Raw genomic sequence first — 22,464 nt, 5'->3', positions numbered from 1 at the left:
TGCCTCATGCTCAGTCGGCAATGGTCTCGGCCGGCACGGCGGTGGGGCGGCCCTCGTCGTCGATGGCCACCATGACGAAGGTGCCCTCGGTGACCTTGGTGCGCTCGTGGCGGGCGCGGCCCTTGGCCCAAGCCTCGATGGACAGGGTGATCGAGGTGCGGCCGACCTTGTCGATGGTCGAATAGACGCAGAGCGTGTCGCCGATCTTCACCGGCTTCTTGAAGATCAGCGTGTTGACCGCGATGGTGGCGACGCGGCCGCGGGCCCGCTCGGCGGCGCGGATGCCGGCCGCCAGATCCATCTGCGACATCACCCAGCCGCCGAAAATGTCGCCATTGGCATTGGCGTCGGCCGGCATGGCCGGCAGCCGGATGGTCAATTCGCCCCGGGGCTGTTCGTCGGTCTCGTCCATCGCGCGTCTCCTCATTGGCCCGAATGGCATAGCAGACGCGGCAGGACTTGGCAGCGGTGGCGGAGCGATCGCGCGGGGGTGCGGGTGAAGCGGCATCGCGGCCGAGCCTGCGGCGGCGTTCGGCCGCGATCAGCTCTGGCAGGGCGGGGCGCCGCTCTCCGGCTCTTCCGGGACGAGATGCCCGTCGGGCTGGCGGATCAGCACGCGGCGCTGGCCGCGATAGCGGAAGACCAGCCGGTGGCGTCCGGCATCGGCGCCGACGCCGCGCTCGACCGTGCCGCGGACATTGCCGCGGCGCAGCTCGGTCCGGAAGAATGCGAGCGGCAGGCCGAAGGCGGCGGCCACTGCCGTGCTGTCGACCTCGACGTCGCCAGAGTCGTCCTGGGGAGCGTGATCGGCCATCAGGCGCGCGCCGCCACGCGGGACGCATTGCCGGGCTCGGCCAGCGGGAACAGCGACAGGATGTCGATCTCGCGCTTCGGCAGGTCGGCGAAGCTGTAGCGGTCGAGGACGGCGAGGAAGGCGGTGACCGCTTCGGCGAGGACGCCGCTCATGCCGCAGGCCGGCTGGATGATGCAGCAGCCGCAATCGGCGAGGTCGAACCCGTCCTCGGTCGCCCGCACCAGCTCGCCGACGGAGATCTGCGACGCGGGACGGGCAAGGCGGATGCCACCGGCGCGCCCGCGCAGGGTCGTGACATAGCCGGCCTTGCCCAGTTCGTGGACCACCTTGGTCAAATGGTTGCGCGAAATGCCGTAGGCCTCGGAAATGTCGGCCACCGAGAAGAGGCCGTCGGGCCGCGCGGCGAGGTAGATCACGACGCGCAGCGCATAGTCGGTGTAGCGGGTAAGGCGCATGCGTCGGGCTCCCTTTCGCTGTGCAGATAAAACATATATCAGAAATACATGTTTAGCCAGCGGCGTCGTCCGCCGGCCTGCCGCGAGGTCGCCCCATGTCCGAGGACCGCATTGTTTCGCCGATCGTCGACGAGGATTCGCTGCGCCTGCTGGTCGCTGATTTCTACGACCGGGTGCGCGCCGACCCGGTGCTGGGGCCGGTGTTCGAGGGGGCGGTGACGGACTGGCCGGCGCATCTGGAGCGGCTGACGGCCTTCTGGTCGTCGGTGATGCTCACCTCGGGCCGCTACAAGGGCAATCCCTTCGCCGTCCACCACCGCCATCGCGGCGAGATCGATCTCGCCATGTTCGACCGCTGGCTCGGCCTGTGGCGCGAGACGACCAGCCGGCGCTTTCCGGCGGCGACGGCCGCGGTGTTCCACGAGAAGGCGGAGCGGATCGCTGACAGCCTGAAGGCCGGGCTGTTCTTCCGGCCGGAGCTCGCCGATCTGCGGCCGGCCCATCCGCGCAGCCAGTGACCGTCAGTCGGTGTTTTGACGGGTCTGCCGCTCCAGGGCGTCGTAGTCGCTGTCGCAGCGATTGATCGCCTGCCAGTACCAGCCATCGCTCTGGACCAGCGACAGGAGCAGGCGGCGATCGACCGATCCGGCATGGCCGGCGGGCACCCCGTCCATGCCGGCGGCCGGCGCGGGGCGGGCGGCATCGTCGCCATGCAGCCGCGGCGGCTCCTCACGCGACAGCTTGATGTGGCCGGAGCGCAGCGACCAAAGGAACGAGGTGATCGCCGACTGGCAGCGGATCATCGACAGCCGGTCGGGCTGGCGGTCGGCGGGCACGGTGGCGGCGATGCTGTCGATGGCCTCGCTGAGCGCGGCGAGGCGCAGCGGCAGCGCCGCCGCCGCTTCGCCCGAGTGGAAGTAATGCAGCGCCGGATAGGCCAGATGCTGCTGGCCGAGGGTGATGATGTTCGGGGACAGCGTATCGAGGATGCTGGCGAGCCGCCCATAGCCGTCGCCGTCCCGGCACTGGCTCAGAATTCCGTCCGGCGTGCTGCCGAGGCCGTGAATGGTGATCGCCAGCTGGCGCTTGGCGACCGCCGCCGAGATCACCGGCACGAGATAGGTGACCGACAGGGTCAGGGCGAGAAGGCCGTTGGCGGCGCAGAGCGCGGTGAGCAGCTGCCACAGCGCGCCCGACGGCTGGAAATCGCCGAGGCCGAGGGTCGTCAGCGTGTAGCCGGCGACATAGAGCATTTCCACCGCATCGGCCGGCGCCTTGGTCTGGGCGTTGACGATGCCGTCGCCGCCGCCGAGGAAGATCAGCCACCAGCCGAGCCACAGGCCGACAAACCAGACCAGCGCCGAGCCGGCGAGAATGAGCGGGCCGGCGGCCGACAGGAGCCGATGGCCGCGCTCGCCGCCATCGGAAATCCGGAGCGCCAGCCGCCACGCCCCCTGCATGGACCAGGCGGTGAGCGGGCCGGCGCCGCGGGCCGTCAGGGTGGTCAGGCCGATTTCGATGATGGTCCAGGCGACGAGGGCCGCGCCGAGAAGCGAGAGAAGGATCATGGCGAGTGTTCCGGATCGGGGCCGTGAGGGAGCGGTGAAGACAAAGCGTCCTGCGCCAACGCGGCACGCTGCGATCCGATCCCGAACAGGTGAAGCGGGAGGAGGCGACAGCGGCGGGGAGGCAGTGCGCCGCGCCGATCGCGGCAATCCTGCATGGCTGCCTTGCAACCAGCCCGGTGCCACGCGTCCCCGGAGCGGCCTATCTGTTGCATTGCAACATGAAACAGACCGGAGACCCATCATGGCCCCTCAGACTTCTCCCAGCCGTCCCCGCCGCTTCCACCAGCGCGTTGCCGGCTTCTTCGTCGAGGCCGCCGCGGTCATCGAGGATGCCCGCCGCATGCGCGACGAGTACCGCCGCAACCATCGCGGCATGATCGAGTAGGCAGGAGCGTCACCGGCGCCGTCTGGCGCCGGACGGAACATCGCGGCTGAGACGACGCCGCGCGATGCAGCGCCGCGTGCCGTCAGGCTTCGGCGTGCCGCGCTTTGCCCCAGCGCCGCATCGGCACCAGTTCGACCGCCAGCATGGCGGTGAAGATCAGGGCGCAGCCGACGAGGCCGATGGCCGCGATGCGCTCGCCGAGGATGATCGCGCCGAACAGCGCCGCGAACAGCGATTCCGACGACAGGAAGATCGCCGCCTGCGCCGCCGTCGTGTGACGCTGGCCGATGATCTGCAGGGTGAAGGCAAGCCCGGTCGACAGGACGCCGCCATAGACGATTTCCGGCCAGGCCTGCCACAGCCCGGCCAGGGTCGGCGCCTCGAAGGCCAGCGTGCCGAGGCCGGCGAGGATCGCGGTGACGGCGAACTGCACGAAGGACAGCGTGTAGGGCCGTCCGCTCGGACCGGCGAACAGCCCGACGAAGACGATCTGCAGCGCCCAGAACACGGCGCAGACCAGCATCCACACATCCCCGACATTCAGCGCCGCCAGGCTGCCGCCGCCCAGAAGGGCGATGCCGGTCAGCGCGGTGAGCGCCGCCGGCCAGACCACCCAGTGCGGCCGGCTGCGCAGCAGGGCGAGGCCGAGGATCGGCGTCAGCACCACATAGAGACCGGTCAGGAAGCCGGCATTGGTCACGGTGGTGGTGACCATGCCGATCTGCTGGGTGATGGCGGCGAGAAACAGCAGCGCGCCGATGCCGACGAAGCCGATCCTTGTGCCGGGCGGCACCGGCACCGCCGCGCGGCGGCCTTCGGTGATGGCGAAGGGCACGAGGGTCAGCGCCGCGATGCCGAACTTCGCCGCGGTGAAGGTCCACGGGCCAACCGCGGCCATCGCCGTCGACTGGGCGACGAAGCCCATGCCCCAGACGGCACCGGCGAGAAGCAGCAGGCAATTGGCGCGAAGGCGTGTCATGGCGACCGGAGGCAGGATGGGAGAGAGGTTCGCGAAGGCCGATGGAGCGCCGCGAACCGATCGTCTTGCTGACTATCGGAGCCGGTGGGGCGAGGCAAGGCAGGCGCCGTGCGCCGCACCGGCGATCGGCGCGCGTCGGATCAGCGGGCGGCGTTTGCCAGAAGCTCCGCCCAGCGGCTCAGCCGCCTGGTGTTGGCGCCGAGATCGGACCGGCCGAGCAGCGCGCGCGCATAGATCCGCATCAGCGTGCCCTCCGGTGCGCCGAAGGCATCCACGTCGATCGTGTCGGGAAAACGCAGGACGGCGCTGCGCGCGACATAGCGGCGGTAGTTCGGCGTCTGGCCGTGATCGACCCGCACGACGTCGCCATCCTCGGCGAGGGCCGCGTCGAGACGGGCGAGGAGGGCCTGCGGCGGGATCGCGAAGACCGGCAGGGCGACATCGACCCGTGCCGCGGTGGCGCCGGGCGACGCCGCGACGCTGTCGTTTGGCACGGAGCGCCGCGTCAGCTTCGCCAGATCGACCGGTCCCTGGTCGGCGGGCCCGCCCAGCCGTGTCCAGAGCGCCTCGAGAAGATGGGCCATGCCTTGCCTTTCCGTACCAATGCCTGCGGGCAGCCGGCGCGCTCACGCCTGGCTGATCAGAGCGGAACGATCGCCGCCGGGCGGTCGTTGCGGGGGGACGACACTAAGGCCTGCGGACCAAATCTGGCGCGGGCCTGCGCAACCGGAAGGAACCGTCCCATGCTTCGCATCGCGACACTCGCTCTTGCCACCTCCGCCCTGTTCGCCGTTCCGGCGATGGCGCAGGATTCGACGCCGACCCCGACCGACAAGCCGGCCAACGCGCCGTCCGACGGCATGAATGCCGGCATGCAGAACGATATGGAGCCGATCACCGTCGAGATGAAGGGCGCCGATGGCGGCTCGGCCGGCACGGTCACGGTGACCCCGACGCCGCACGGCCTCCTGCTGTCGGCCGATCTCGCCAATCTCGCCGATGGCGACCATGCCTTCCACGTCCACGAGACCGGCGTCTGCGAAGGCGATTTCTCCTCGGCCGGCGGCCATTACAACCCGACCGACAAGGAGCATGGCTACAAGGTCGAGGGCGGCCATCATGCCGGCGACCTGCCGAACTTCACCACCACCGACGGCTCGGCCAGCTTCGAGAGCTTCGCGCCGGCGCTGACGCTGACCGGCGGCGAGGCGCCGCTGAACGATGCCGACGGCTCGGCGATCGTCGTGCATGGCGGCACCGACGATTATTCCTCGCAGCCCTCGGGCGACGCCGGCGACCGCATTGCCTGCGGCGTCGTCTATTCGGGCCAGTAAGCCGTCCGCTGACAGAACGGGTTGCCGGCATGGGCCGGCAGCCGGTGAAGATTGAGTCCGGCGCTCAGGCGCCGGGCAGCCAGCCGATCGGCCGGTAGTCGGGAAGCGCTTCGATCCGCGTGAGCCAGGCCCGGATGACGGGATAATCCGTCAGCTCGAATCCGCCTTCGCCGGCCCGGTGGGTATAGGCATAGAGCGCGATGTCGGCGAGGCTCGGCGCGTCGCCCACCAGCCATTGCGCCCCGGACAGGCGCTGCTCCATCACCGCCAGGGCCTTGTGACCGCCGGCCAGTGTGTCGGCCAGACGCTGCGGCGTCGCGGCCTCGCGCATCTGCGGATAGACCAGCAGCGAGCGCCGCACAGCGATGTGCGGCTCGTGGCTGTATTGCTCGAAGAACATCCAGCCAAGCATCTCGGCGCGCGCGAAGCGGTCGTCCGGCACGAAGCGTGTGCCGTCGCCGAGATAGCAGAGGATGGCGTTGGATTCCGGCAGGGTGCGGCCGTCTTCCAGTTCAAGCAGCGGCACCTTGCCGTTGGGATTGGCGGCGAGGAACGCGGGCTGCTTGGTGCCGCCGTCGAGCGTGCTCACCTCGACATGGCGAAACGGGCGGCCGAGCAGCGCCATCAGCAGCCGGGGTTTGTAGCAATTGCCGGAATCGGCCATCCCGTGGATCGTCAACATCGCGTGCCTTCTGTGCCGCTTGCCTGAAGGCGCAGCATAGCATTGGCCACCGCCGGCAATGAAGGCGTGGTGCGGACCGTCGAGCACGGGCCGGGCGTATCGTCCGCTCGTATCGAGAGGGCTCAGTTCGGCCCGGCAATGCGCTTGGTGAAGCGGGGGCGGACGGCTGCTACCGAACTGTGGGTCATGCCCTTCAGCCGGACCACGTCGAACATGGCGTTCTGGGGGATCATCGTCTCGGTGACGAGGATCGAGTCGCCGATGGCAACCGACGGCAGGAGGTCGACGGGGATTGGGCGGTCCGCGAAGGCGGGCGAGGCGTCCGGCGGGTAGCTCCAGTCGGTGTCGAAGCCGCGCGACGAGCGGGTCAGGCTGGAGATCCGGACTTCCAGCGCGCCGTCGGGTTGCGGCACCAGCGCCTTCAGCGTGGCGATGATGCGGTTGTCGAGCACCGATCTCGGCAGTTCGGTCTGGCGGGACATGTAGTCGCTCATCGAGGCGGTGGCGCGTTCGAGCGCCAGGCTTTCCCGGTAGAAGTCGAAGAGCGTGACCGTGCCGAGCAGGACGAGGACGAGTAGCGGCGCGATCAGCGCGAACTCGACCGCCGCGACGCCGGACCGGTCGCCGAGGAGGTGGCGATGGCGAGCGGGCGGCGGTGCGCCATCCGTGGGGGCAGAATCGGCCATCATTGCGGCTCGTTGACGAAGGCGGCGTAGGAATTGATGCCGTAGGCGCCGGTGTCGCCGTCGGGCAGTGCCACGGCGAGGCCGAGCATTGGCGTCATTGGCCGCACCGAGGTGCAGACCCGGACGAACATCAGCTCCGAGCGTTCGCCCGGCCGATAGGCCGGCACGGTGCCGCGATGGACGCAGCGCGCGACGGTCTCCGGGATCGTGTCGGAGGCATTGCTGAGGGCAATCAGCTCGACCGTCGTGTTCGCCGCGCAATCGGTAAAGACCATCGCCTGGGCGCAGATCCGTTGCTTGAGGTCGTCGGCCGAGATCGCCGCATTGTCGGCGATGCGCAGCTGCCGCACGATCCGGTTCAGCGCGCCGTCCTGCATGATCGTCTGGGTCATCAGCCAGCCGGCCTCGAAGATCGAGAAGACCATGGCGAGGAACAGCGGCACCACCAGCGCGAACTCGACGGCGGTCGCGCCGCGCCGGTCGCGGGCAAGGCGCAGCGGAGCCTTCAGGATCGGCAGGAGGCGTGTCATCCGATCAGCTTGATCTTCTGGATCGCCGTGGCGATCGACTTGAACGCGTCCTGGATGTCGAGGGCGTTGACCCGGTAGAAGCGCTCCGCGCCGCTGGCGCAGTTCGACATCTGCTTGGCCGCTGTGTCGTTCACGTCGAAGCCGATGGTGAAGACGATGACGTTCTTCTGCTTGGCCGCGGTGCACAGGGCCGCGGCGAAGCGTTCGGCGTCGCCGACGGTATAGAGGTCGGTGTTGAGACTGCCATTGTTGTAGTACTGGACCGGCTTGCTCGTATCCTTGGGAATGCGCTGGCTGCTGATCGCGCCGTCGGTCATCAGCACGAGGAACTTCATCGTGTCGGGATCGGTGAAGCTGGCCGGCCGGTTGCTGAAGCGCGCGTCGATGTCGAGCTCCTCGGACAGGGCGCGGTAACGCGCCGCCTCGCGCAGCATCGGCTGGATCGCCGGATCGAGCAGCAGCAGCCCCCATTTCAGCGCGATCGGCGTGCCGGTGCCGTCATAGAGCTTGTAGTTGTCGATCTGCCGCTTGAGATATTCGCGGTCGTTGGAGAGGAACGAGACGCTGGTCCGGTCGGTGTCCTTGCCTTCGCCCGCGACGAAATCGTGCGTCGTGCCCGGCCGCGGATCGTGGGGATCGTCCGGGCACCACCAGGGTTCGGTGATCTGCGCCTCGCCGGCCTTCTTCAGCGCGTCGTGATGGTTCGCCTGGGTGAAGTGCTGGGTCTGGGGAAGATTGGCGAAATCCGGCACGCCAAGGGTGAAGTCGCTGCGCCCGAACTGGAAGCAGGAGGAGCGGTCGTGCTGGCGGCGGTTGCGGGTCAGGGCGTCGAACAGGATCGGGCCGATGCTGACCTGGCCGGCATAGGGCACGATGCTGACCGTGGTGTAGTCCTCGGCGCCGTCGGCCAGCACCATGTCCATGAAGGATTTGGCGGCCGGGCGCAGGTAGTTGATGCGCATGGCCCCGCTGGGGCCCGGATAACTGCCGGACTTGTCGAAGCGCATGGAGCCCGACATGTCGAGCAGCAGCGAGATCTCGATGTTCTTGCGCTTCTCCTCGGCCTCCGCATGGGCCACCACGGTGAGCTGGTCGATGCCGATCAGCCGCAGGAAGGCCGTGTCGGTGACGGCGGTGGCACTGGCCTCGACCCGCTTGGCGTTGCTGAGCTCGTCGGCCTTCACGTCGAGGGCGTAGCTGCCCTTCGTCACGGCCGCCTTGAGGAAGCTCTCGATGGTCTCGCGCGGCGGGCGCGTCTGGGTGAGGGAGGCCGCCGCCAGCACGCCGCGATCGAGACCGTCCTGCAGCACCGAACGCAGCCGTTCATGGGCGATGAGGTCGATGGCGCCGCCGGAGATGACGATCATCGGCACCAGCATCAGGGCCGTCATGACGGGGATGCTGCCGGCTTTGGCGCGCAGGAATCTGGACCGAAAGGCGGAGGGTTTCATCGAGCGCCAATGCATAGACTATAGGGCTGTCTTATTATTGAGCCGATGAGATTTAAAACGCCTTAAAAAGAAGCGCTTATAGCGAGGCATCGGAAAATATTCCGCAGCCATGACGTCCGGGATCGGCGCGGTGCGGCTGGCGAAGGCCGGGCGGCGGGCGGTCTCGCCGGCATCGTCGCGGCGGCGGTCGTGGCCGACGACTAGCGCCGCCCTTGCGCGGGGCCCGGCTTGCAGGCCGACGCCGCTGGCATTAGGGTCCGCGCGCCCGCAGGGACCTTCCCGCAGCTACGATCGGAGTTCAGCACCCATGGCATTTCTTGCCGCCGCCCTCGACCGCGTAAAGCCGTCAGCGACCATCGCCGTCACCCAGAAGGCGCGCGAGCTGAAAGCGCAGGGGCGCGACGTCATCGGCCTGGGCGCCGGCGAGCCGGATTTCGACACGCCGGACAACATCAAGCAGGCGGCCATCGAGGCGATCAACCGGGGCGAGACCAAATACACGCCGGTCTCGGGCATTCCCGAGCTGCGCCAGGCGATCGCGGCCAAGTTCAAGCGCGAGAACGGCCTCGACTACAAGCCCGAGCAGGTGATCGTCGGCACCGGCGGCAAGCAGATCCTGTTCAACGCCTTCATGGCGACGATGAACCCGGGCGACGAGGTGATCATCCCGGCCCCCTACTGGGTCAGCTATCCGGAGATGGTGGCGATCTGCGGCGGCACGCCGGTCTTCGTGCCGGCCGGCATCGAGACCAATTTCAAGCTGACGCCGGAAGCGCTGGAAGCGGCGATCACGCCGCAGACCAAGTGGTTCCTGTTCAACTCGCCGTCCAACCCGTCGGGCGCCGCCTATACGCGCGACGAGCTGAAGGCGCTGACCGACGTCCTGATGCGCCACGAGCATGTCTGGGTGCTGACCGACGACATGTACGAGCACCTGGTCTATGGCGACTTCACCTTCACCACGCCCGCCCAGGTCGAGCCGGCGCTCTACGAGCGCACGCTGACCATGAACGGCGTGTCGAAGGCCTATGCCATGACCGGCTGGCGCATCGGCTATGCCGGCGGCCCGGTGCAGCTGATCAAGGCCATGGACATGATCCAGGGCCAGCAGACCTCCGGCGCCTGCTCGATCTCGCAATGGGCGGCGGTCGAGGCACTGAACGGTCCGCAGGACTTCATCGACACCAACCGCGCGATCTTCCAGGGCCGGCGCGACCTCGTCGTGTCGATGCTGAACCAGGCCAGCGGCATCGACTGCCCGACGCCGGAAGGCGCCTTCTACGTCTATCCGTCCTGCCAGGGCCTGATCGGCCGCAAGACCGAAGCCGGCACGGTGATCGACAGCGACGAGACCTTCGTCTCCGAACTGCTGCAGGCCGAGGGCGTGGCGGTGGTGCATGGCTCGGCCTTCGGCCTCGGCCCGAACTTCCGCATCTCCTATGCGACGTCGGAAGAGGCGCTTGAGGAAGCCTGCAAGCGGATCCAGCGATTCTGCGCCAGCCTCAAGGCCTGACATTCCGAGACATGATTGCGTGATGAAAGGCGGCTCCCCGGAGCCGCCTTTTTTCGTGGGCGGTGGTCGGAAGCGCAGGTGCGGGCAAAGCCCGGACAGAAAAAAGCCGGGTTCGCGAGAACCCGGCTGAATTAGGAAGGATTCCGAAAAACCCTTGGGAGGAAACAGCCAGTGCCAAACGGCGGGAGGAGGTGCCGTCGGCGGCTGACTGCGGTGGAACATAGTCATCGGCGGATTCGGCACCACGTCCAATTCGGTATGTGAGCCATGCGTTTGATGCATGACTTGTCGCGGGCGCTCTGCTTGGTCGTCATAGCAAAACCCGATCGGTCGATCGGCAAAACCGATGGAGCTCGGCGCGGCGGTTAACCGCATGCGCAGCTTTCGGCGGCACCCGGCTACCCGCCAACATGCGATAGCCCTAATGTCGGGTTAACAACGCTGAGCGGCTCGACCCGCATCGACGAATGTCTGAAGGGCCAGGGGCCGATGAGCGCATCGCAATCCTATACGCTGCGCGGGCAGTTGACCCGCCTCGACACGACAACCCGCATCACGCTGGCGGTGCTGGCGCTGGCCAGCGGCGTCTACACCTATCTCGGCGTGCGCGAGCTGCTCGACGGCACCGCGACGACGGTGTTCCTCGGCGCCATCGTCTATTCCTCGGCGGTCTCCGTCGCGATCTACGCCTTCTGGTCCTATCTGATGCGGTTCATGCCGCATGTGCGCCAGCCGGGCAGCCGGCGGATGCTCTATGTCGCGATGGGCCTCGGCGCGGCGATGATCATCGCCATGTCGTCCTGGCTGAACGCCGCGGCGCTGGCCGGCGCGGCGGCGCTGGAGCAGCATCTGGCGGTCACGACCGAGGAGTATCAGGGGAAGCTGAACGAGGCGCATGAGAACGCGCTGGCGGCCCAGAGCCTTCTGCCCGACATCCAGCTCGCCTCGCAGCGCTTTGCCCGGCTCTCCGAACAGGAGGCCCGCTCGGGCATCCTCACCGGCACGTCGGGCTCGGGCACGGTGGTGCAGCTGCTGCGCCAGATGTCGAACCAGCTCACCGGCCTGCAGGGCGAGATCACCGCCTCGCGCGAAGACGTCAAGACGCTGTTCGGGGAGGGCGGCGAGCGGCTGTCGGCGATGCGCCAGCTGGTGTCCTCGCAGGGGCCGATCGCCGACCGCGCGAATGCCTATGCCGAGCAGGCGGTCGCCCTGTCCGGGCTGATCACCGCCTTGCAGCAGACCTCGGTGGCGCCAACCGTGCGCCGCGCGGCGGAGGATCTCGGCCGCACCTTCATCGCGCCGATCGCCGACGGCGCCGACGACGATCTGCGCACCCGCCAGAGCGAGGTCGTGGGCCGGGTCGAGACCGCGGTGCAGGCCCAGAGCCAGGCCCTGGCGGCGGCCGCCGACGAGATCCTGGCGCGGCCGGTGGTGGTGCCGGTGCGCTTCACGCCGCTGTCCTCGCCCGAAGCTGTCATCCGCTACGCCCGCGACTTCCTGCCGTCCTGGGCCGGCGCGATCTCCATCGACCTGTTGCCGGCGGTGCTGATCTTCATCCTGTGCATCGTCCAGGACGTGATCCGCCGCGAGGACGGCGAGGAGATGGAGACCGGCGACATGAGCGCGGCGGAACTGATGCGGGCGATCCGCATCCAGAAGAAGCTGCGCACGGCCGAAACCGACGAGGCGCTGCCGGCGGCGGCGCGCGCCGAGATGGCGGCCCACGATCCGCGGGAGGTGCCGGACGACGACATCGTCCAGGCCAACACCGCCGGCGGGCCGACGCCGTTTCCCAAGACCGTGGTGCGCTGAACCGCGATGATCGGCGAGGAGGCATCACCGGGACGCGTCGAACGGCTGATCCGGGCGATCCCTGAGGGCTCGGTCCTGCGCGGCGTCTTCGTGGCGCTGCTCGTCATCGCCGGCTCGATCGCCTTCCTCGACTACCGGCAACTGGCCGAGGCATCGGCCGACCGCGAGCGGATCAGCCGCACCGAACCGATGCCGCTGGCGCGTCCCGAGCCGGGTGACCAGGTTCGCCCCTATCTGCCCAGGACGATCCCTGTGGCGCCCGACCGGGGCGTGCCGAGCCTGCCGGGCTGGGACGGTCCGGTGGACGGCGAGGCGATGGCCGAGCGCATGCGCTTCGTGGCCGGGCCGGACGGCGCGATCAGCGCGATCGGGCGGATCGAGATCGGCACGGCGGGCGTTTTCCGCGATTTCCTGGCGAGCCCCGAGGCGGCCGGAGCCCGCACGCTCTACCTGCATTCGCCGGGCGGCGCTGTGGACGATGCGATGTTCATGGCGCGCGAGCTGCGCGAGCGGCGGCTGTCCACCATGGTGCCGGCCGACGGCTATTGCGCCTCGGCCTGTCCGCTGGTGCTGGCCGGCGGCCTGACGCGCAAGGCGGGGCAGGGTGCCTGGGTGGGCGTCCACCAGGTCTATGCGCTGCCGCTTTCGGACGTGTCGCGCGACATCGACCGGTCGATCGCCGGGGTGCAGGAGACCATTGCCCGGTGCCAGGAGCTGCTGGTGGCGATGGGCGTCGATCCGGCGGTGTGGATCAAGGCGATGCAGACCCCGGCGGACAGTCTCTACGTGCTGACGCGGGACGAGCTGATCGCCTTTCGCATGGTGCGTCCGTTCCCCGACGACGCCAGCTTCATCGGCCCGCCGGCGCCGGCGGCCTTGCCGGTTTCGACCTTGTCGGTGGCGGGTGACGGGGCGGCGGACCCGGCCGCACCGGACAGCTCCGGCTGACGCGGCGGCGTCTTCGCTCAGCTAACCTGACGAATCGGCGACCGTGACATGCAGCGGAAGCTGCTGTTTGCGCTTCGCATTCGGTGAAGAAACCGTTAATTCTTGCGTTCAGTGATTCGCGAAACGAAGCGGCGACGGGGCACGCATGGATTCGGAGTTCTTTGCGCTGGTCATGGACCACGATCCCAACCTCGTCTTCGTGAAGGACGAGAACAGCGTCATTCTCTACGCGAACCGCGCCTTTCTCGAAGTCTTCCCCCCGCAAAAGCGGGCCGGCATCATCGGCACCACCACCATCGAGGATTTCCAGCCCGACGAGGCGGCGCTGTTCCTCGCCGAGGACCGCCGCGCCATGGCGCTCGGGCGCAGCGAGATCGTCGAGGACGTGAGCGACTATACCGGGCGCAAGCGCGTGCTTCTGACCCGCAAGATCGCCTTTACCTGCGTCACCGGCGCGCCGCGGCTTCTGGCGATCTCCACCGACATCACCGAACTGGCCGAGCGCGAGCGGCATCTGGCCGAGGCCAACGACCGGCTGGCCCAGTTCTCGGCCTTCGCGGCGCATGACCTGCGCTCGCCGATCAGCAGCATCGTCAGCGCGCTGGACATGATCCGCCACGACCGGGAGACCACGCTCAGTCCGCGCGCCGAGAGTTATGTCGACCTGATGATGAAGAGCGGCCACGGCCTGGCCCGGCAGGTCACCTCGCTGCTGGAATCGGCCAAGGCAGAGAACCGGGCGGAGCTGGCGACCCGCGAGACCGACCTGAACCTCCTGATGAACGAGATCCGTTTCAATCTCTCGTCGCAGCTGGAGGCCGCCGGCGCGACGCTGCACAGCGCGCGTCTGCCCAATCTCGACGTCGAGCCGCATCTGTTCCGGCAATTGCTGCAGAACCTCATCGAGAACGCGCTCGCCCATCATGGCGACCGGCTGCCCATGGTGATCGTGCGGCACGAGGAGACCGGGGCCGAGCACATCATCTCGGTGGAGGACAACGGCATCGGCATCGCGCCCGGCGAGATGGAGAGCGTCTTCGAGGAGTTCGAGCAGGGCGAGCGCGCCGAGGGCGGCACCGGCATCGGCCTCGCGCTCTGCCGCCGCGTCGTCGGCCTGCATCAGGGGCGGATCAGCATCGATCCGGCCTATCGGGACGGCTGCCGGGTGGTGGTGGCGCTGCCCAAGGAGGCGGTGGCCGCGGGAGCGCTGCGCAACGTCGCCTGAGGGCGGGGTCGCGAACGCCTATTCCAGATGCTTGACGACCCGCAGGATGATCAGCGTCATGACGACGGCGATCACCGCGAGGAGATATTCGCCGAGGCCGCAGGCGAGACCCACCGCACCGGCCAGCCAGAGCGAGGCACCGGTGGTCAGCCCCTTCACCCGGCCGCGCGCCTGGATGATGACGCCGGCCGCCAGGAAGGCGATGCCGCTGGTCACCGCCTCGACGATGCGGATCGGGTCGGCCCGGGTCGAGTCGCTGTCGAAGCGGTCGATCAGCACGACCATCAGTAGGGTGAAGAGGCAGGCGCCGATCGCCACCAGCATGTGGGTGCGCAGGCCCGCGGCATGTTCGCCGCTCTCGCGCTCGTAGCCGACGATGCCACCGAGAAACGCCGCCGCGAAAAGTCGCGCGGTCTGCTGGAGGACCTCCCGAAGGGCCGGCTCGCTGAAGAGATCGGTCATGGCATTCTCCCCGCTGTCGCGACCCCCCGGCGCGCGCCGGACATGAGGTCGCGATGACGAATTCCTACATGCAGAGGAGAATGCGACGGGCATGCGCGCCGGCAAGGGGCAGCGCGCAGACGGCGTGCGTTCAGGCGGGCCGGGGCGCGGTGTCGCCGGCCGGCACGATCCGGTCGAACCAGGCGAAAAGCCCGGCCAGGGCCGGGTCGCGATAGAGCGGCACCTCGTTCAGCGTCTCGTGGCGGGCCCCCTCGACGATCTGAAGGGTGACGTCCCTGACGCCGGCGAGGCGCAACCGTCCGGCCAGCACCGTGACCGCTTCGCCCTTGTCCGTCGCCGGGTCGGCGGTGCCGCCGAGGCAGTGGACGGGGAGCTCGGCCGGCAGCATCGCCAGCCCGGCCTCCGACCCGCCCTGGAAGATCAGCGCCATGACGTCCTCCATCATCGACAGGGTCGGCGCAAAGCCGCAGAGCGGATCGGCGATGAAGGCGTCGACCGCCGCCGGATCGTGGGACAGCCAGTCCTGCATGGTGCGGCGGGGCGAGATCGCCTTGCCCCAGGCCTCGAAGGTGGCGCGCTGCAGGATGCCGCTGGGCACGTCGGAACCCTTCAGCGCCTTCTCCACCTTGAGCGCCAGCCGGCCGACGCGCTCCTCCAGTCCGGCGGTGAAATTGGGGTTCCAGACGGCGACGCCGGCCAGGTCGCGGCCATGGCGCTCGGCGTAATTGAGGGCGATGAGGCCGCCCATGGAATGGCCGAAGACGATCACCGGCAGGCCCGGATGGCGGGCGATTGCGTCCAGATGCACGGCGCGGCAGTCGGTCAGCACCTTCTCGGCGCCGTTGCGGCGGGCGAAGCGGCGCAGCGGCGCATCCGCCGCCGTGGTCGAGCCATGGCCGCGATGATCATGGGCAAGGACGTGACAGCCCGTCGCGGCGAGCGCCGCAGCGAATGCGCCGTAGCGGCCGGCATGTTCGGACAGGCCGTGATGGACGAGCACGATGGCGCGGGCGGGGACCGTTGCCCGCGCATGATGGACATGGAGCGCGGCGCCGGTCTTGGTGTCGAGTGTGTAGCTGCCGTCGAACATGTCGTCTCTCCGCGTCGCAATGCCGGACGATAGCCGGATTCGCCGGGTCGCGCACGGCGATCGGGGGCGCAATGGAGGCGGGAATGGGCGGCCGGTCCGTTGCGCGCGGGCGATGCCGGGCGACGATGCGGGTTTCGCCTTTCGTCCGCCGCGGTTCCGCTCTATCGCCGGGACCATGACACGCACGGTTCTCGCCACCCTCCTTCTTCTCGCGGCCTTGCCGGTTGTCGCGCAGACGCCCGTGACCGGCCGCTTCATCGCCGAGGCGCGCTGTCCGGCGCTGGCCTCGCTGACCGATCCGTCCAATCCCGGGACCGTCGCCACCGAGCCCGGCAAGGCCTATGCGCTGATCGCGCGCAGCGGCGCGCCGGCGACCCATTATCTCGTCCGCATTCAGGGCGCCGAGCCGGACCGGCGCTGGGTCGCGGTCGGCTGCGGCCGGATCGAGGCCGCCGCCGACAACGCGGCGTCCTGACCGCAAGCCGCCAGGCATGTGTCGCGGACCCTGCGGTGGTTGGCCGATCGCCGTCCGGCGTGCACAATCAGGCTCGGGCTGGAGGGGAGAAGGACGCCGCATGAACGGCTTCGCACGGAACGGCATGATCGCAATGGGGCTCGCGCTGATCCTGGCATGGCCCGGGACGAGCGGCGCGCGCGCGCAGGAGCCGCTGGAGGGCTTCGTCATCGCCCGCGAGGCCTGCGACGCGACCTTGTCCATCCGCGGTGGTCCCGACCGGCAGAGAGAGCGGCTGGTCGTCGACCGGGCCTACAAGCTGATCGGCGAGAACCGCCGCGACGGCAGCCATTATCAGGTGGAAATTCCGGGCGCCGATCCGGCGCAGCGCTGGATTGCCAAGACCTGCGGCGAGCGTGTGCGCCGCGTCGAGTCGGCGGGCGAAGGAGCCGCGCCGGCCCGCCGGCGGGATTCGGATGCCGGGCGCAATGCCCATCGCGATCTGGTGCTGGCGATCAGCTGGCAGCCGGCCTTCTGCGAGACCCGGCCGGGGCGGCCCGAATGCCGGTCGCAACGCCCGGGCCGCTTCGATGCCGACAATTTCTCCCTGCACGGCCTGTGGCCGCAGCCGCGCGGCACCGAATATTGCGGCGTCGCACCGGCGCAGCAGCGGCTCGACAAGGCCGGGCGCTGGTCCGACCTCGCCCCGTTGCCGCTGGAGCCCGACACCGCGGCGGCGCTGGCCGAGGCGATGCCCGGCGCCCGCTCCGCCCTCGACCGCCACGAATGGCTTCGCCACGGCACCTGCTACCGGGCCGATGCCGAGGAATATTTCGCCGACTCGCTCATCGTGCTTGGCGCGATCAACGCCTCGCCGGTGCGCCGGCTGTTTGCCGGGGCGATCGGGCGGGAGGTGAGGGCGGCCGAGATCCGGGACGCCTTCGACGCGGCGTTCGGCCGCGGCGCCGGCCAGCGGGTGCGGGTCGGCTGCGTCAATGACGGCGGCCGCCGGATCGTGCGGGAACTGATCGTCGGCCTGAAGGGCGAGATCACGCCGGAGGCGGATGTCGGCGCGCTGATCCGGGCGGCGCCACGCATGCGGGGCGGCTGTGCCGCCGGGATCGTCGACCCCGTCGGCCTGCAATGAGAGGCGCGCGACCGCGTCGCCGGAACGGACCGTGTGCTTGCGTCACTATTACTGAGACGCCATGATCGCGAGCGGAGCGGGATACCGGCGCAGCAGGAAAGTTGCTTGAAGCGTGCAGACTGATTTGCAGAAAGACGTCGACGCGATCGGCAGGATTCCGGCGGTCCCGACGATTCTCGAGGTCCTGGCGCGCGTGACGGGCATGCGCTTCGTCGCCGTGGCCCGGGTCACGGGCGAGCGCTGGGTCACCTGCAGCGCCCTCGACCGGATCGGCTTCGGCCTCACCCCCGGCGACGAATTGCAGGTGGAGACCACGATCTGCCACGAGATCGAGGAAAGCCGTCAGGCTGTCATCATCGACGACGTCGAGCAGGACGGCATCTACTGCAATCATCCGACGCCGAAGATGTACGGCTTCCGCAGCTATATCTCGGTGCCGATCATCCGCGCCGACGGGGCGTTCTTCGGCACGCTCTGCGCCATCGATCCGCTGCCGGCGACCCTCAAGGATGAGACGACCGCCGGCATGTTCACGCTGTTTGCCGACCTGATCGCCTCGCATCTCGACGGCCAGGAGAAGCTGGCGACGAGCGAGGCGGAACTGGCCAATGCGCGGGAACTGGCCCATCTGCGCGAGCAGTTCATCGCGGTTCTCGGCCACGATCTGCGCAACCCGCTCGCCTCCATCGACGCCGGCGTCAGCATGCTGGCGAAGCGGCCGCTGGACGAGCGCGCCCGGAACATCGTCGGGCTGATGCGCGGCAGCGTCGTGCGCATGGGCGGCATCATCGACAACGTGCTCGATCTCGCCCGGGCGCGGCTCGGCGGCGGCCTCAGCCTGTCTCGCGACGCCGATGTGCCGATCGAGGAGACGCTGCGCCAGGTAGTCGACGAATTGCGCTCCATCCGGCCGGATGCCCGGGTCGAGCTGGATCTGACGATCGACCGCCCGGTGCCCTGCGACCGCTCGCGGGTCGGCCAGCTCCTGTCGAACCTTCTCGGCAACGCCTTGACCCACGGCGCCGAGGACCGGCCGATCATGGTCGAGGCACGCACCGACGACGGCGGATTCGAGCTGTCGGTGCGCAATCACGGCGCGCCGATCCCCGACGCGGCGATGGGCAATCTGTTCCAGCCGTTCTTTCGCGCCGACACGCGTCCGAGCCAGCAGGGACTGGGCCTCGGCCTCTACATCGCCTCGCAGATTGCCGAGGCCCATGACGGCACGCTGGACGCCGCCTCGACGCCGGACGAGACCCGCTTCACCTTCCGCATGCCGATCTGAGAACGCCCCTCGGGCAATCTGCCAGCGATGCCGGTCCGCGGGGACGAAAGCACGCTCGGCATTTGATCGATAGCCGGGTGTGGAACCCGCCCGGCCTGCCTCTTGCGTCGTCCGACATTCTGTGACCGATACGCGGGATCGAAGCGGCCGCTCGAGACGGCCTGCGGAACACACGATCCGGACAATTCGCGCCTCTCGGCTCTCCCAGCCGTCGCTCCCGCCCTTCGGCAAGGACGGTGAGGGGGGGGGCGGGGATGGCGGATTCGGCCACGGGCACTAACTGGTGGCCGGGGTGAGCAGAGGCGATGTTAAGAGCATGACAGATCAGCAGGTTGGCGACGCCTCTTCGGCCATTCCGGCATTTCTGGCCGGCGGCGGCGCGACGGGCGAATGCCTGCGCACATTCCCTTGGGCCGAAACGCCGCTCGGGCCGCCGCGCCACTGGCCGCCGGCGCTGAAGACGCTGGTCGGCGTCATGCTGTCGTCCAACCAGGCCATGTTCATCGCCTGGGGGCCGGACCGCACGCTGCTCTACAACGATGCCTATTCCGAGATCCTCGCATCGAAGCACTCCGCAGCGCTCGGCCGCGATTTCCTTGACGTGTGGCAGGAGATCCGCGCCGATCTCGTGCCGATCGTCGACCAGGCCTATGCGGGCGAGCCGGTCCACATGGACGACATCACGCTGCACATGCAGCGCCGGGGCTATCTCGAGGAGACGCATTTCAGCTTCTCCTACACCCCCGTGCGCGACGAGACCGGCACCATTGCCGGCTTTTTCTGTCCCTGCAACGAGATCACCGGCCAGGTGCTGGCTGAACGCCGCCTGCGCGAGAGCGAGGCCCGCGCCAAGGGCGTTCTCGACGGAATGGGCGAGGGCTTCGCGCTGCTCGACCGCGAGTTCCGGGTGATCGACTTCAATGTCGAGGCCGAGCGTCTGGAAAGCCGCCCGCGCGAGGAACTGATCGGGCGCTCGCACTGGGAGCTCTATCCGGGGACCGAGGACGGCGAACTCGGCCGGCTCTACAAGAAGGCGATGAGCGAGCGGGTCCCGGTCGCGCTGGAGCATCGCTATGTCTGGCCCGACGGCCGGGCGATCTGGGTCGAGGCGCGGGCCTATCCGGTCGAGGACGGGCTCGCCGTGTTCTTCCGCGACGTAACCGAGCAGAAGCAGACCGAGGCCGTGGCGCGGGAAACCGCCGAGCGCTACCGCCTGGCGATCCGCGCCACCAACGACGCGATCTGGGACTGGCACTTCGCCACCAATCACGTGCTCTGGAACGAGGCGCTGGAGACCGCCTACGGTCACAAGCCGGACGATGTCGAGCCGACCGGCGAATGGTGGATCGGCCATATTCACCCGGAGGACCGTGCGCGGGTCGACGCCAGCATCCATGCGGCGATCGACGGGACGGAGACCAGCTGGGTCGACGAATACCGCTTCCTGCGCGCCGATGGCAGCTATGCGGATGTGCTCGACCGCGGTCATGTGATCCGCGACGAGACCGGCCAGGCGGTGCGGATGCTCGGGGCGATGCTGGATCTGACCGAGCAGCGCCGCAACCAGGCGGCGCTCCGCGAGAGCGAGGCGCGGTTCCGGACCTTCGCCGAAGCGCTGCCGCTGGTGCTGTTCACCACGGACGCCGACGGGCGCTACGACTACACCAACCCGTTCCTGCAGGCCTTTACCGGCATGTCGGCCGAGGCGCTGGCGGGCTTCGGCTGGAGCGAGGCGCTGCATCCGGACGACAGCGCCCGGGCGCTGGCCGTCTGGGCCGAGCGGCGCGCCGCCGAGGAGCCGTTCGAGATCGAGTATCGCCTGCGCCGCGAGGACGGCGTCTATCGCTGGTTCCTCGGCCGCTGCGTGCCGGCCCGTGCCGCGCAGGCGGGGGCGGCCTTGCGCTGGATCGGCACCTGCGTCGACATGCAGGACATCGTCGAGGCGCGCGATGCCAAGGCGCGGCAAAGCGAGGATCTGGAACGTCTGGTGGCCGAGCGCACGGCGGACCGCGACCGCATGTGGCGTCTGTCGACCGACCTGATGCTGGTGGCGCGGTTCGACGGCACCATCCTTGCCACCAACCCGGCCTGGACGACGCTGCTCGGCTGGGACGAGGCGGACCTCGTCGGCACCTCCTTCCTCGACCTGATCCATCCCGACGATACCGAAGCCACGAAGGCCGAGGCCGGCCGGCTTTCCGACGGTCTTTCGACCCTGCGCTTCGAGAACCGCTACCGGACCCGCGACGGCAGCTATGTCTGGCTGTCCTGGACGGCGGTGCCCGACGAGCAGTTCATCCACGCGGTCGCCCGCGACGTGAACGCCGAGAAGGACGCCGCCGCCGAACTGGAGCGGGCGCAGGAAGCCCTGCGCCAGTCGCAGAAGATGGAAGCCGTCGGCCAGCTCACCGGCGGGCTGGCCCATGATTTCAACAATCTCCTGGCCGGCATTTCCGGTTCGCTGGACCTGATGGGAACGCGCCTGGCGCAGGGGCGGCTGAGCGAAGCCGACCGCTATCTCGTCGCCGCCCAGGGGGCGGCCAAGCGCGCCGCAGCCCTGACGCACCGGCTGCTCGCCTTCTCGCGGCGCCAGACGCTCGATCCCAAGCCGACCAACACCGGTACGCTGATCAGCGGCATGGAGGAGCTGATCCGGCGCACGGTCGGCCCGGCGATCGGCGTCGAGAGCGTCGTCGGCGGCGGCGTGTGGAGTGTTCTCGTCGATCCCAACCAGCTGGAAAACGCGCTGCTGAACCTGTGCATCAATGCGCGCGACGCCATGCCCGACGGCGGCAAGATCACCATCGAGACGGCGAACCGCTGGCTCGACGGCCGCGCGGCGCGGGAGCGCGATCTCGCCCCCGGCCAGTACATCTCGCTCTGCGTCAGCGACAATGGCTCGGGCATGACGCCGGACGTGGTGGAAAAGGCCTTCGACCCGTTCTTCACCACCAAGCCGATCGGCATGGGCACCGGCCTCGGCCTGTCGATGATCTACGGTTTTGCCCGCCAGTCGGGCGGCCAGGTGCGGATCTATTCCGAGCTCGGCCAGGGCACGATGGTGTGCATCTACCTGCCGCGCTATCTCGGCACCAAGGACGACAGCGAGGACGCGGCGCTGCCGGTGCCGGCGGTCGCGCCGACCGAGACCGGCAGGACGGTGCTGGTCATCGACGACGAGCCGCTGGTGCGCATGCTGGTCGTCGACGTTCTGGAGGAACTCGGCTACACCGCGCTGGAGGCCGGCGACGGTCCCTCGGGCATGAAGGTGATCGAATCCGAGGCCCGCATCGACCTGCTGATCACCGATGTCGGCCTGCCGAACGGCATGAACGGGCGGCAGGTGGCCGAAGCGGCGCGGCAGGTACGCGCCGGCCTGAAGGTGCTGTTCATCACCGGCTATGCCGAGAACGCCGTCCTCAACCACGGCCATCTGGAACACGGCATGCAGGTGGTGACCAAGCCCTTCGACATGGGCGACCTGACCCGGCGCATCCAGACGATCATCGCCGACGACTGAGCCCGCGCGGCGGAGCCGATGTTTCCCGCCGCGCGACGCCGGGTGATCGGGTGCGGACGCCCGGACGTGCAATCCGGACGCCGGGGCATGGTCACGCCCTGCCGGACGCGCCACTCATGGCGGG

Annotated in this window: 23 protein-coding genes; 11 read left to right on the top strand and 12 right to left on the bottom strand. The window is 68.9% G+C overall.

Annotation, left to right across the window (positions count from 1 at the left end; all coding sequences use genetic code 11):
• Positions 1–10 precede the first annotated feature (10 nt).
• The 3 genes from J3367_RS19525 to J3367_RS19515 all read right to left on the bottom strand — a co-directional run bounded on the left by J3367_RS19525 (position 11) and on the right by J3367_RS19515 (position 1,269).
• Positions 11–412, bottom strand: coding sequence for an acyl-CoA thioesterase (locus J3367_RS19525; protein ID WP_009210213.1), 402 nt, complete (start codon positions 410–412; stop codon positions 11–13).
• Between the two features lie 129 nt (positions 413–541).
• Positions 542–814: a DUF6522 family protein gene (locus J3367_RS19520; RefSeq protein WP_421462231.1), complete on the bottom strand. Its 273-nt coding sequence runs from the start codon at positions 812–814 to the stop codon at positions 542–544.
• Positions 814–1,269 (bottom strand): Rrf2 family transcriptional regulator, encoded by a 456-nt coding sequence (locus tag J3367_RS19515; RefSeq protein WP_421462229.1) that lies wholly within the window; start codon positions 1,267–1,269, stop codon positions 814–816. Before J3367_RS19515 ends, J3367_RS19520 begins: the two co-directional genes overlap by 1 nt.
• A gap of 95 nt (positions 1,270–1,364) precedes the next feature.
• On the opposite strand from J3367_RS19515, the gene J3367_RS19510 reads away from it, so the two are divergent.
• Positions 1,365–1,787, top strand: coding sequence for a group III truncated hemoglobin (locus tag J3367_RS19510; protein ID WP_024352068.1), 423 nt, complete (start codon positions 1,365–1,367; stop codon positions 1,785–1,787).
• Positions 1,788–1,790: 3 nt separating this feature from the next.
• Here J3367_RS19510 and J3367_RS19505 read toward each other — a convergent pair whose 3' ends face one another.
• Positions 1,791–2,837, bottom strand: a complete 1,047-nt coding sequence (locus J3367_RS19505; RefSeq protein WP_421462227.1) for an ion channel — start codon at positions 2,835–2,837, stop codon at positions 1,791–1,793.
• A 241-nt stretch (positions 2,838–3,078) separates the two neighbouring features.
• Between J3367_RS19505 and J3367_RS19500 the strand changes: the two genes are divergently transcribed.
• On the top strand, positions 3,079–3,222 hold the full coding sequence (locus tag J3367_RS19500) for a hypothetical protein (RefSeq protein ID WP_154653370.1): 144 nt from the start codon (positions 3,079–3,081) through the stop codon (positions 3,220–3,222).
• Positions 3,223–3,304: 82 nt separating this feature from the next.
• Here the strand turns inward: J3367_RS19500 and J3367_RS19495 are convergent, their stop codons facing one another.
• Both J3367_RS19495 and J3367_RS19490 read right to left on the bottom strand, forming a co-directional pair.
• Positions 3,305–4,201 (bottom strand): DMT family transporter, encoded by an 897-nt coding sequence (locus J3367_RS19495; RefSeq protein ID WP_421462225.1) that lies wholly within the window; start codon positions 4,199–4,201, stop codon positions 3,305–3,307.
• Positions 4,202–4,341: 140 nt separating this feature from the next.
• Positions 4,342–4,785, bottom strand: a complete 444-nt coding sequence (locus tag J3367_RS19490; RefSeq protein WP_024352058.1) for a DUF1499 domain-containing protein — start codon at positions 4,783–4,785, stop codon at positions 4,342–4,344.
• Between the two features lie 159 nt (positions 4,786–4,944).
• Between J3367_RS19490 and J3367_RS19485 the strand changes: the two genes are divergently transcribed.
• Complete coding sequence (locus J3367_RS19485) at positions 4,945–5,535, top strand: superoxide dismutase family protein (RefSeq protein ID WP_228239819.1); 591 nt, start codon at positions 4,945–4,947, stop codon at positions 5,533–5,535.
• A 64-nt stretch (positions 5,536–5,599) separates the two neighbouring features.
• Here the strand turns inward: J3367_RS19485 and J3367_RS19480 are convergent, their stop codons facing one another.
• From J3367_RS19480 to J3367_RS19465, 4 genes are all read right to left on the bottom strand, one after another.
• A complete protein-coding gene (locus J3367_RS19480; RefSeq protein ID WP_228239820.1) occupies positions 5,600–6,217 on the bottom strand; it encodes a glutathione S-transferase family protein in 618 nt (205 codons plus the stop codon).
• 122 nt (positions 6,218–6,339) lie between these two features.
• Positions 6,340–6,903 (bottom strand): TadE/TadG family type IV pilus assembly protein, encoded by a 564-nt coding sequence (locus tag J3367_RS19475; protein WP_421462223.1) that lies wholly within the window; start codon positions 6,901–6,903, stop codon positions 6,340–6,342.
• Entirely contained in the window at positions 6,903–7,433 is a 531-nt protein-coding gene (locus J3367_RS19470) for a TadE/TadG family type IV pilus assembly protein (protein ID WP_421462221.1), read from the bottom strand. The genes J3367_RS19475 and J3367_RS19470 overlap by 1 nt, the downstream gene beginning before the upstream one ends.
• Positions 7,430–8,884, bottom strand: coding sequence for a pilus assembly protein TadG-related protein (locus J3367_RS19465; RefSeq protein ID WP_421462219.1), 1,455 nt, complete (start codon positions 8,882–8,884; stop codon positions 7,430–7,432). Before J3367_RS19465 ends, J3367_RS19470 begins: the two co-directional genes overlap by 4 nt.
• 307 nt (positions 8,885–9,191) lie before the next feature.
• On the opposite strand from J3367_RS19465, the gene J3367_RS19460 reads away from it, so the two are divergent.
• The 4 genes from J3367_RS19460 (at position 9,192) to J3367_RS19445 (ending at position 14,382) form a co-directional block, all read left to right on the top strand.
• The gene (locus tag J3367_RS19460; RefSeq protein WP_024352052.1) at positions 9,192–10,397 is read left to right on the top strand and encodes a pyridoxal phosphate-dependent aminotransferase; all 1,206 of its coding nucleotides are present in this window, start codon (positions 9,192–9,194) and stop codon (positions 10,395–10,397) included.
• A 489-nt stretch (positions 10,398–10,886) separates the two neighbouring features.
• Complete coding sequence (locus tag J3367_RS19455; RefSeq protein WP_024352051.1) at positions 10,887–12,209, top strand: hypothetical protein; 1,323 nt, start codon at positions 10,887–10,889, stop codon at positions 12,207–12,209.
• Positions 12,210–12,215: 6 nt separating this feature from the next.
• On the top strand, positions 12,216–13,157 hold the full coding sequence (locus tag J3367_RS19450) for a hypothetical protein (protein WP_421462217.1): 942 nt from the start codon (positions 12,216–12,218) through the stop codon (positions 13,155–13,157).
• Between the two features lie 145 nt (positions 13,158–13,302).
• Positions 13,303–14,382: a sensor histidine kinase gene (locus J3367_RS19445; RefSeq protein ID WP_024352049.1), complete on the top strand. Its 1,080-nt coding sequence runs from the start codon at positions 13,303–13,305 to the stop codon at positions 14,380–14,382.
• 18 nt (positions 14,383–14,400) lie between these two features.
• On the opposite strand, the gene J3367_RS19440 is transcribed toward J3367_RS19445, so the two are convergent.
• Together J3367_RS19440 and J3367_RS19435 are read right to left on the bottom strand one after the other, a co-directional pair.
• A complete protein-coding gene (locus J3367_RS19440; RefSeq protein ID WP_024352048.1) occupies positions 14,401–14,844 on the bottom strand; it encodes an MgtC/SapB family protein in 444 nt (147 codons plus the stop codon).
• A 130-nt stretch (positions 14,845–14,974) separates the two neighbouring features.
• Positions 14,975–15,934, bottom strand: coding sequence for an alpha/beta fold hydrolase (locus J3367_RS19435; protein ID WP_421462215.1), 960 nt, complete (start codon positions 15,932–15,934; stop codon positions 14,975–14,977).
• A 175-nt stretch (positions 15,935–16,109) separates the two neighbouring features.
• On the opposite strand from J3367_RS19435, the gene J3367_RS19430 reads away from it, so the two are divergent.
• From J3367_RS19430 to J3367_RS19415, 4 genes are all read left to right on the top strand, one after another.
• A complete protein-coding gene (locus J3367_RS19430; RefSeq protein ID WP_187390522.1) occupies positions 16,110–16,409 on the top strand; it encodes a hypothetical protein in 300 nt (99 codons plus the stop codon).
• 100 nt (positions 16,410–16,509) lie between these two features.
• Positions 16,510–17,535: a ribonuclease T2 family protein gene (locus J3367_RS19425; RefSeq protein ID WP_024352045.1), complete on the top strand. Its 1,026-nt coding sequence runs from the start codon at positions 16,510–16,512 to the stop codon at positions 17,533–17,535.
• Positions 17,536–17,647: 112 nt separating this feature from the next.
• Positions 17,648–18,820 (top strand): GAF domain-containing sensor histidine kinase, encoded by a 1,173-nt coding sequence (locus tag J3367_RS19420; protein WP_421462213.1) that lies wholly within the window; start codon positions 17,648–17,650, stop codon positions 18,818–18,820.
• Positions 18,821–19,136: 316 nt separating this feature from the next.
• A complete protein-coding gene (locus J3367_RS19415; protein ID WP_024352043.1) occupies positions 19,137–22,340 on the top strand; it encodes a hybrid sensor histidine kinase/response regulator in 3,204 nt (1,067 codons plus the stop codon).
• The last annotated feature ends 124 nt before the right edge of the window (positions 22,341–22,464 follow it).

Source organism: Aurantimonas sp. NFXS3 (assembly GCF_049132005.1).
Lineage (GTDB): Bacteria > Pseudomonadota > Alphaproteobacteria > Rhizobiales > Rhizobiaceae > Aurantimonas > Aurantimonas coralicida.
Note: the sequence above shows the minus strand (reverse complement) of the source record. Positions and strands in the feature narration are given on the sequence as shown.

Excerpts from the sequence above, each read along its gene's own strand:
- J3367_RS19525 (WP_009210213.1), bottom strand. The coding sequence starts at position 412 with ATGGACGAGACCGACGAACAGCCCCGGGGCGAATTGACCATCCGGCTG.
- J3367_RS19520 (WP_421462231.1), bottom strand. The coding sequence starts at position 814 with ATGGCCGATCACGCTCCCCAGGACGACTCTGGCGACGTCGAGGTCGAC.
- J3367_RS19515 (WP_421462229.1), bottom strand. The coding sequence starts at position 1,269 with ATGCGCCTTACCCGCTACACCGACTATGCGCTGCGCGTCGTGATCTAC.
- J3367_RS19510 (WP_024352068.1), top strand. The coding sequence starts at position 1,365 with ATGTCCGAGGACCGCATTGTTTCGCCGATCGTCGACGAGGATTCGCTG.
- J3367_RS19505 (WP_421462227.1), bottom strand. The coding sequence starts at position 2,837 with ATGATCCTTCTCTCGCTTCTCGGCGCGGCCCTCGTCGCCTGGACCATC.
- J3367_RS19500 (WP_154653370.1), top strand. The coding sequence starts at position 3,079 with ATGGCCCCTCAGACTTCTCCCAGCCGTCCCCGCCGCTTCCACCAGCGC.
- J3367_RS19495 (WP_421462225.1), bottom strand. The coding sequence starts at position 4,201 with ATGACACGCCTTCGCGCCAATTGCCTGCTGCTTCTCGCCGGTGCCGTC.
- J3367_RS19490 (WP_024352058.1), bottom strand. The coding sequence starts at position 4,785 with ATGGCCCATCTTCTCGAGGCGCTCTGGACACGGCTGGGCGGGCCCGCC.
- J3367_RS19485 (WP_228239819.1), top strand. The coding sequence starts at position 4,945 with ATGCTTCGCATCGCGACACTCGCTCTTGCCACCTCCGCCCTGTTCGCC.
- J3367_RS19480 (WP_228239820.1), bottom strand. The coding sequence starts at position 6,217 with ATGTTGACGATCCACGGGATGGCCGATTCCGGCAATTGCTACAAACCC.
- J3367_RS19475 (WP_421462223.1), bottom strand. The coding sequence starts at position 6,903 with ATGGCCGATTCTGCCCCCACGGATGGCGCACCGCCGCCCGCTCGCCAT.
- J3367_RS19470 (WP_421462221.1), bottom strand. The coding sequence starts at position 7,433 with ATGACACGCCTCCTGCCGATCCTGAAGGCTCCGCTGCGCCTTGCCCGC.
- J3367_RS19465 (WP_421462219.1), bottom strand. The coding sequence starts at position 8,884 with ATGAAACCCTCCGCCTTTCGGTCCAGATTCCTGCGCGCCAAAGCCGGC.
- J3367_RS19460 (WP_024352052.1), top strand. The coding sequence starts at position 9,192 with ATGGCATTTCTTGCCGCCGCCCTCGACCGCGTAAAGCCGTCAGCGACC.
- J3367_RS19455 (WP_024352051.1), top strand. The coding sequence starts at position 10,887 with ATGAGCGCATCGCAATCCTATACGCTGCGCGGGCAGTTGACCCGCCTC.
- J3367_RS19450 (WP_421462217.1), top strand. The coding sequence starts at position 12,216 with ATGATCGGCGAGGAGGCATCACCGGGACGCGTCGAACGGCTGATCCGG.
- J3367_RS19445 (WP_024352049.1), top strand. The coding sequence starts at position 13,303 with ATGGATTCGGAGTTCTTTGCGCTGGTCATGGACCACGATCCCAACCTC.
- J3367_RS19440 (WP_024352048.1), bottom strand. The coding sequence starts at position 14,844 with ATGACCGATCTCTTCAGCGAGCCGGCCCTTCGGGAGGTCCTCCAGCAG.
- J3367_RS19435 (WP_421462215.1), bottom strand. The coding sequence starts at position 15,934 with ATGTTCGACGGCAGCTACACACTCGACACCAAGACCGGCGCCGCGCTC.
- J3367_RS19430 (WP_187390522.1), top strand. The coding sequence starts at position 16,110 with ATGACACGCACGGTTCTCGCCACCCTCCTTCTTCTCGCGGCCTTGCCG.
- J3367_RS19425 (WP_024352045.1), top strand. The coding sequence starts at position 16,510 with ATGAACGGCTTCGCACGGAACGGCATGATCGCAATGGGGCTCGCGCTG.
- J3367_RS19415 (WP_024352043.1), top strand. The coding sequence starts at position 19,137 with ATGACAGATCAGCAGGTTGGCGACGCCTCTTCGGCCATTCCGGCATTT.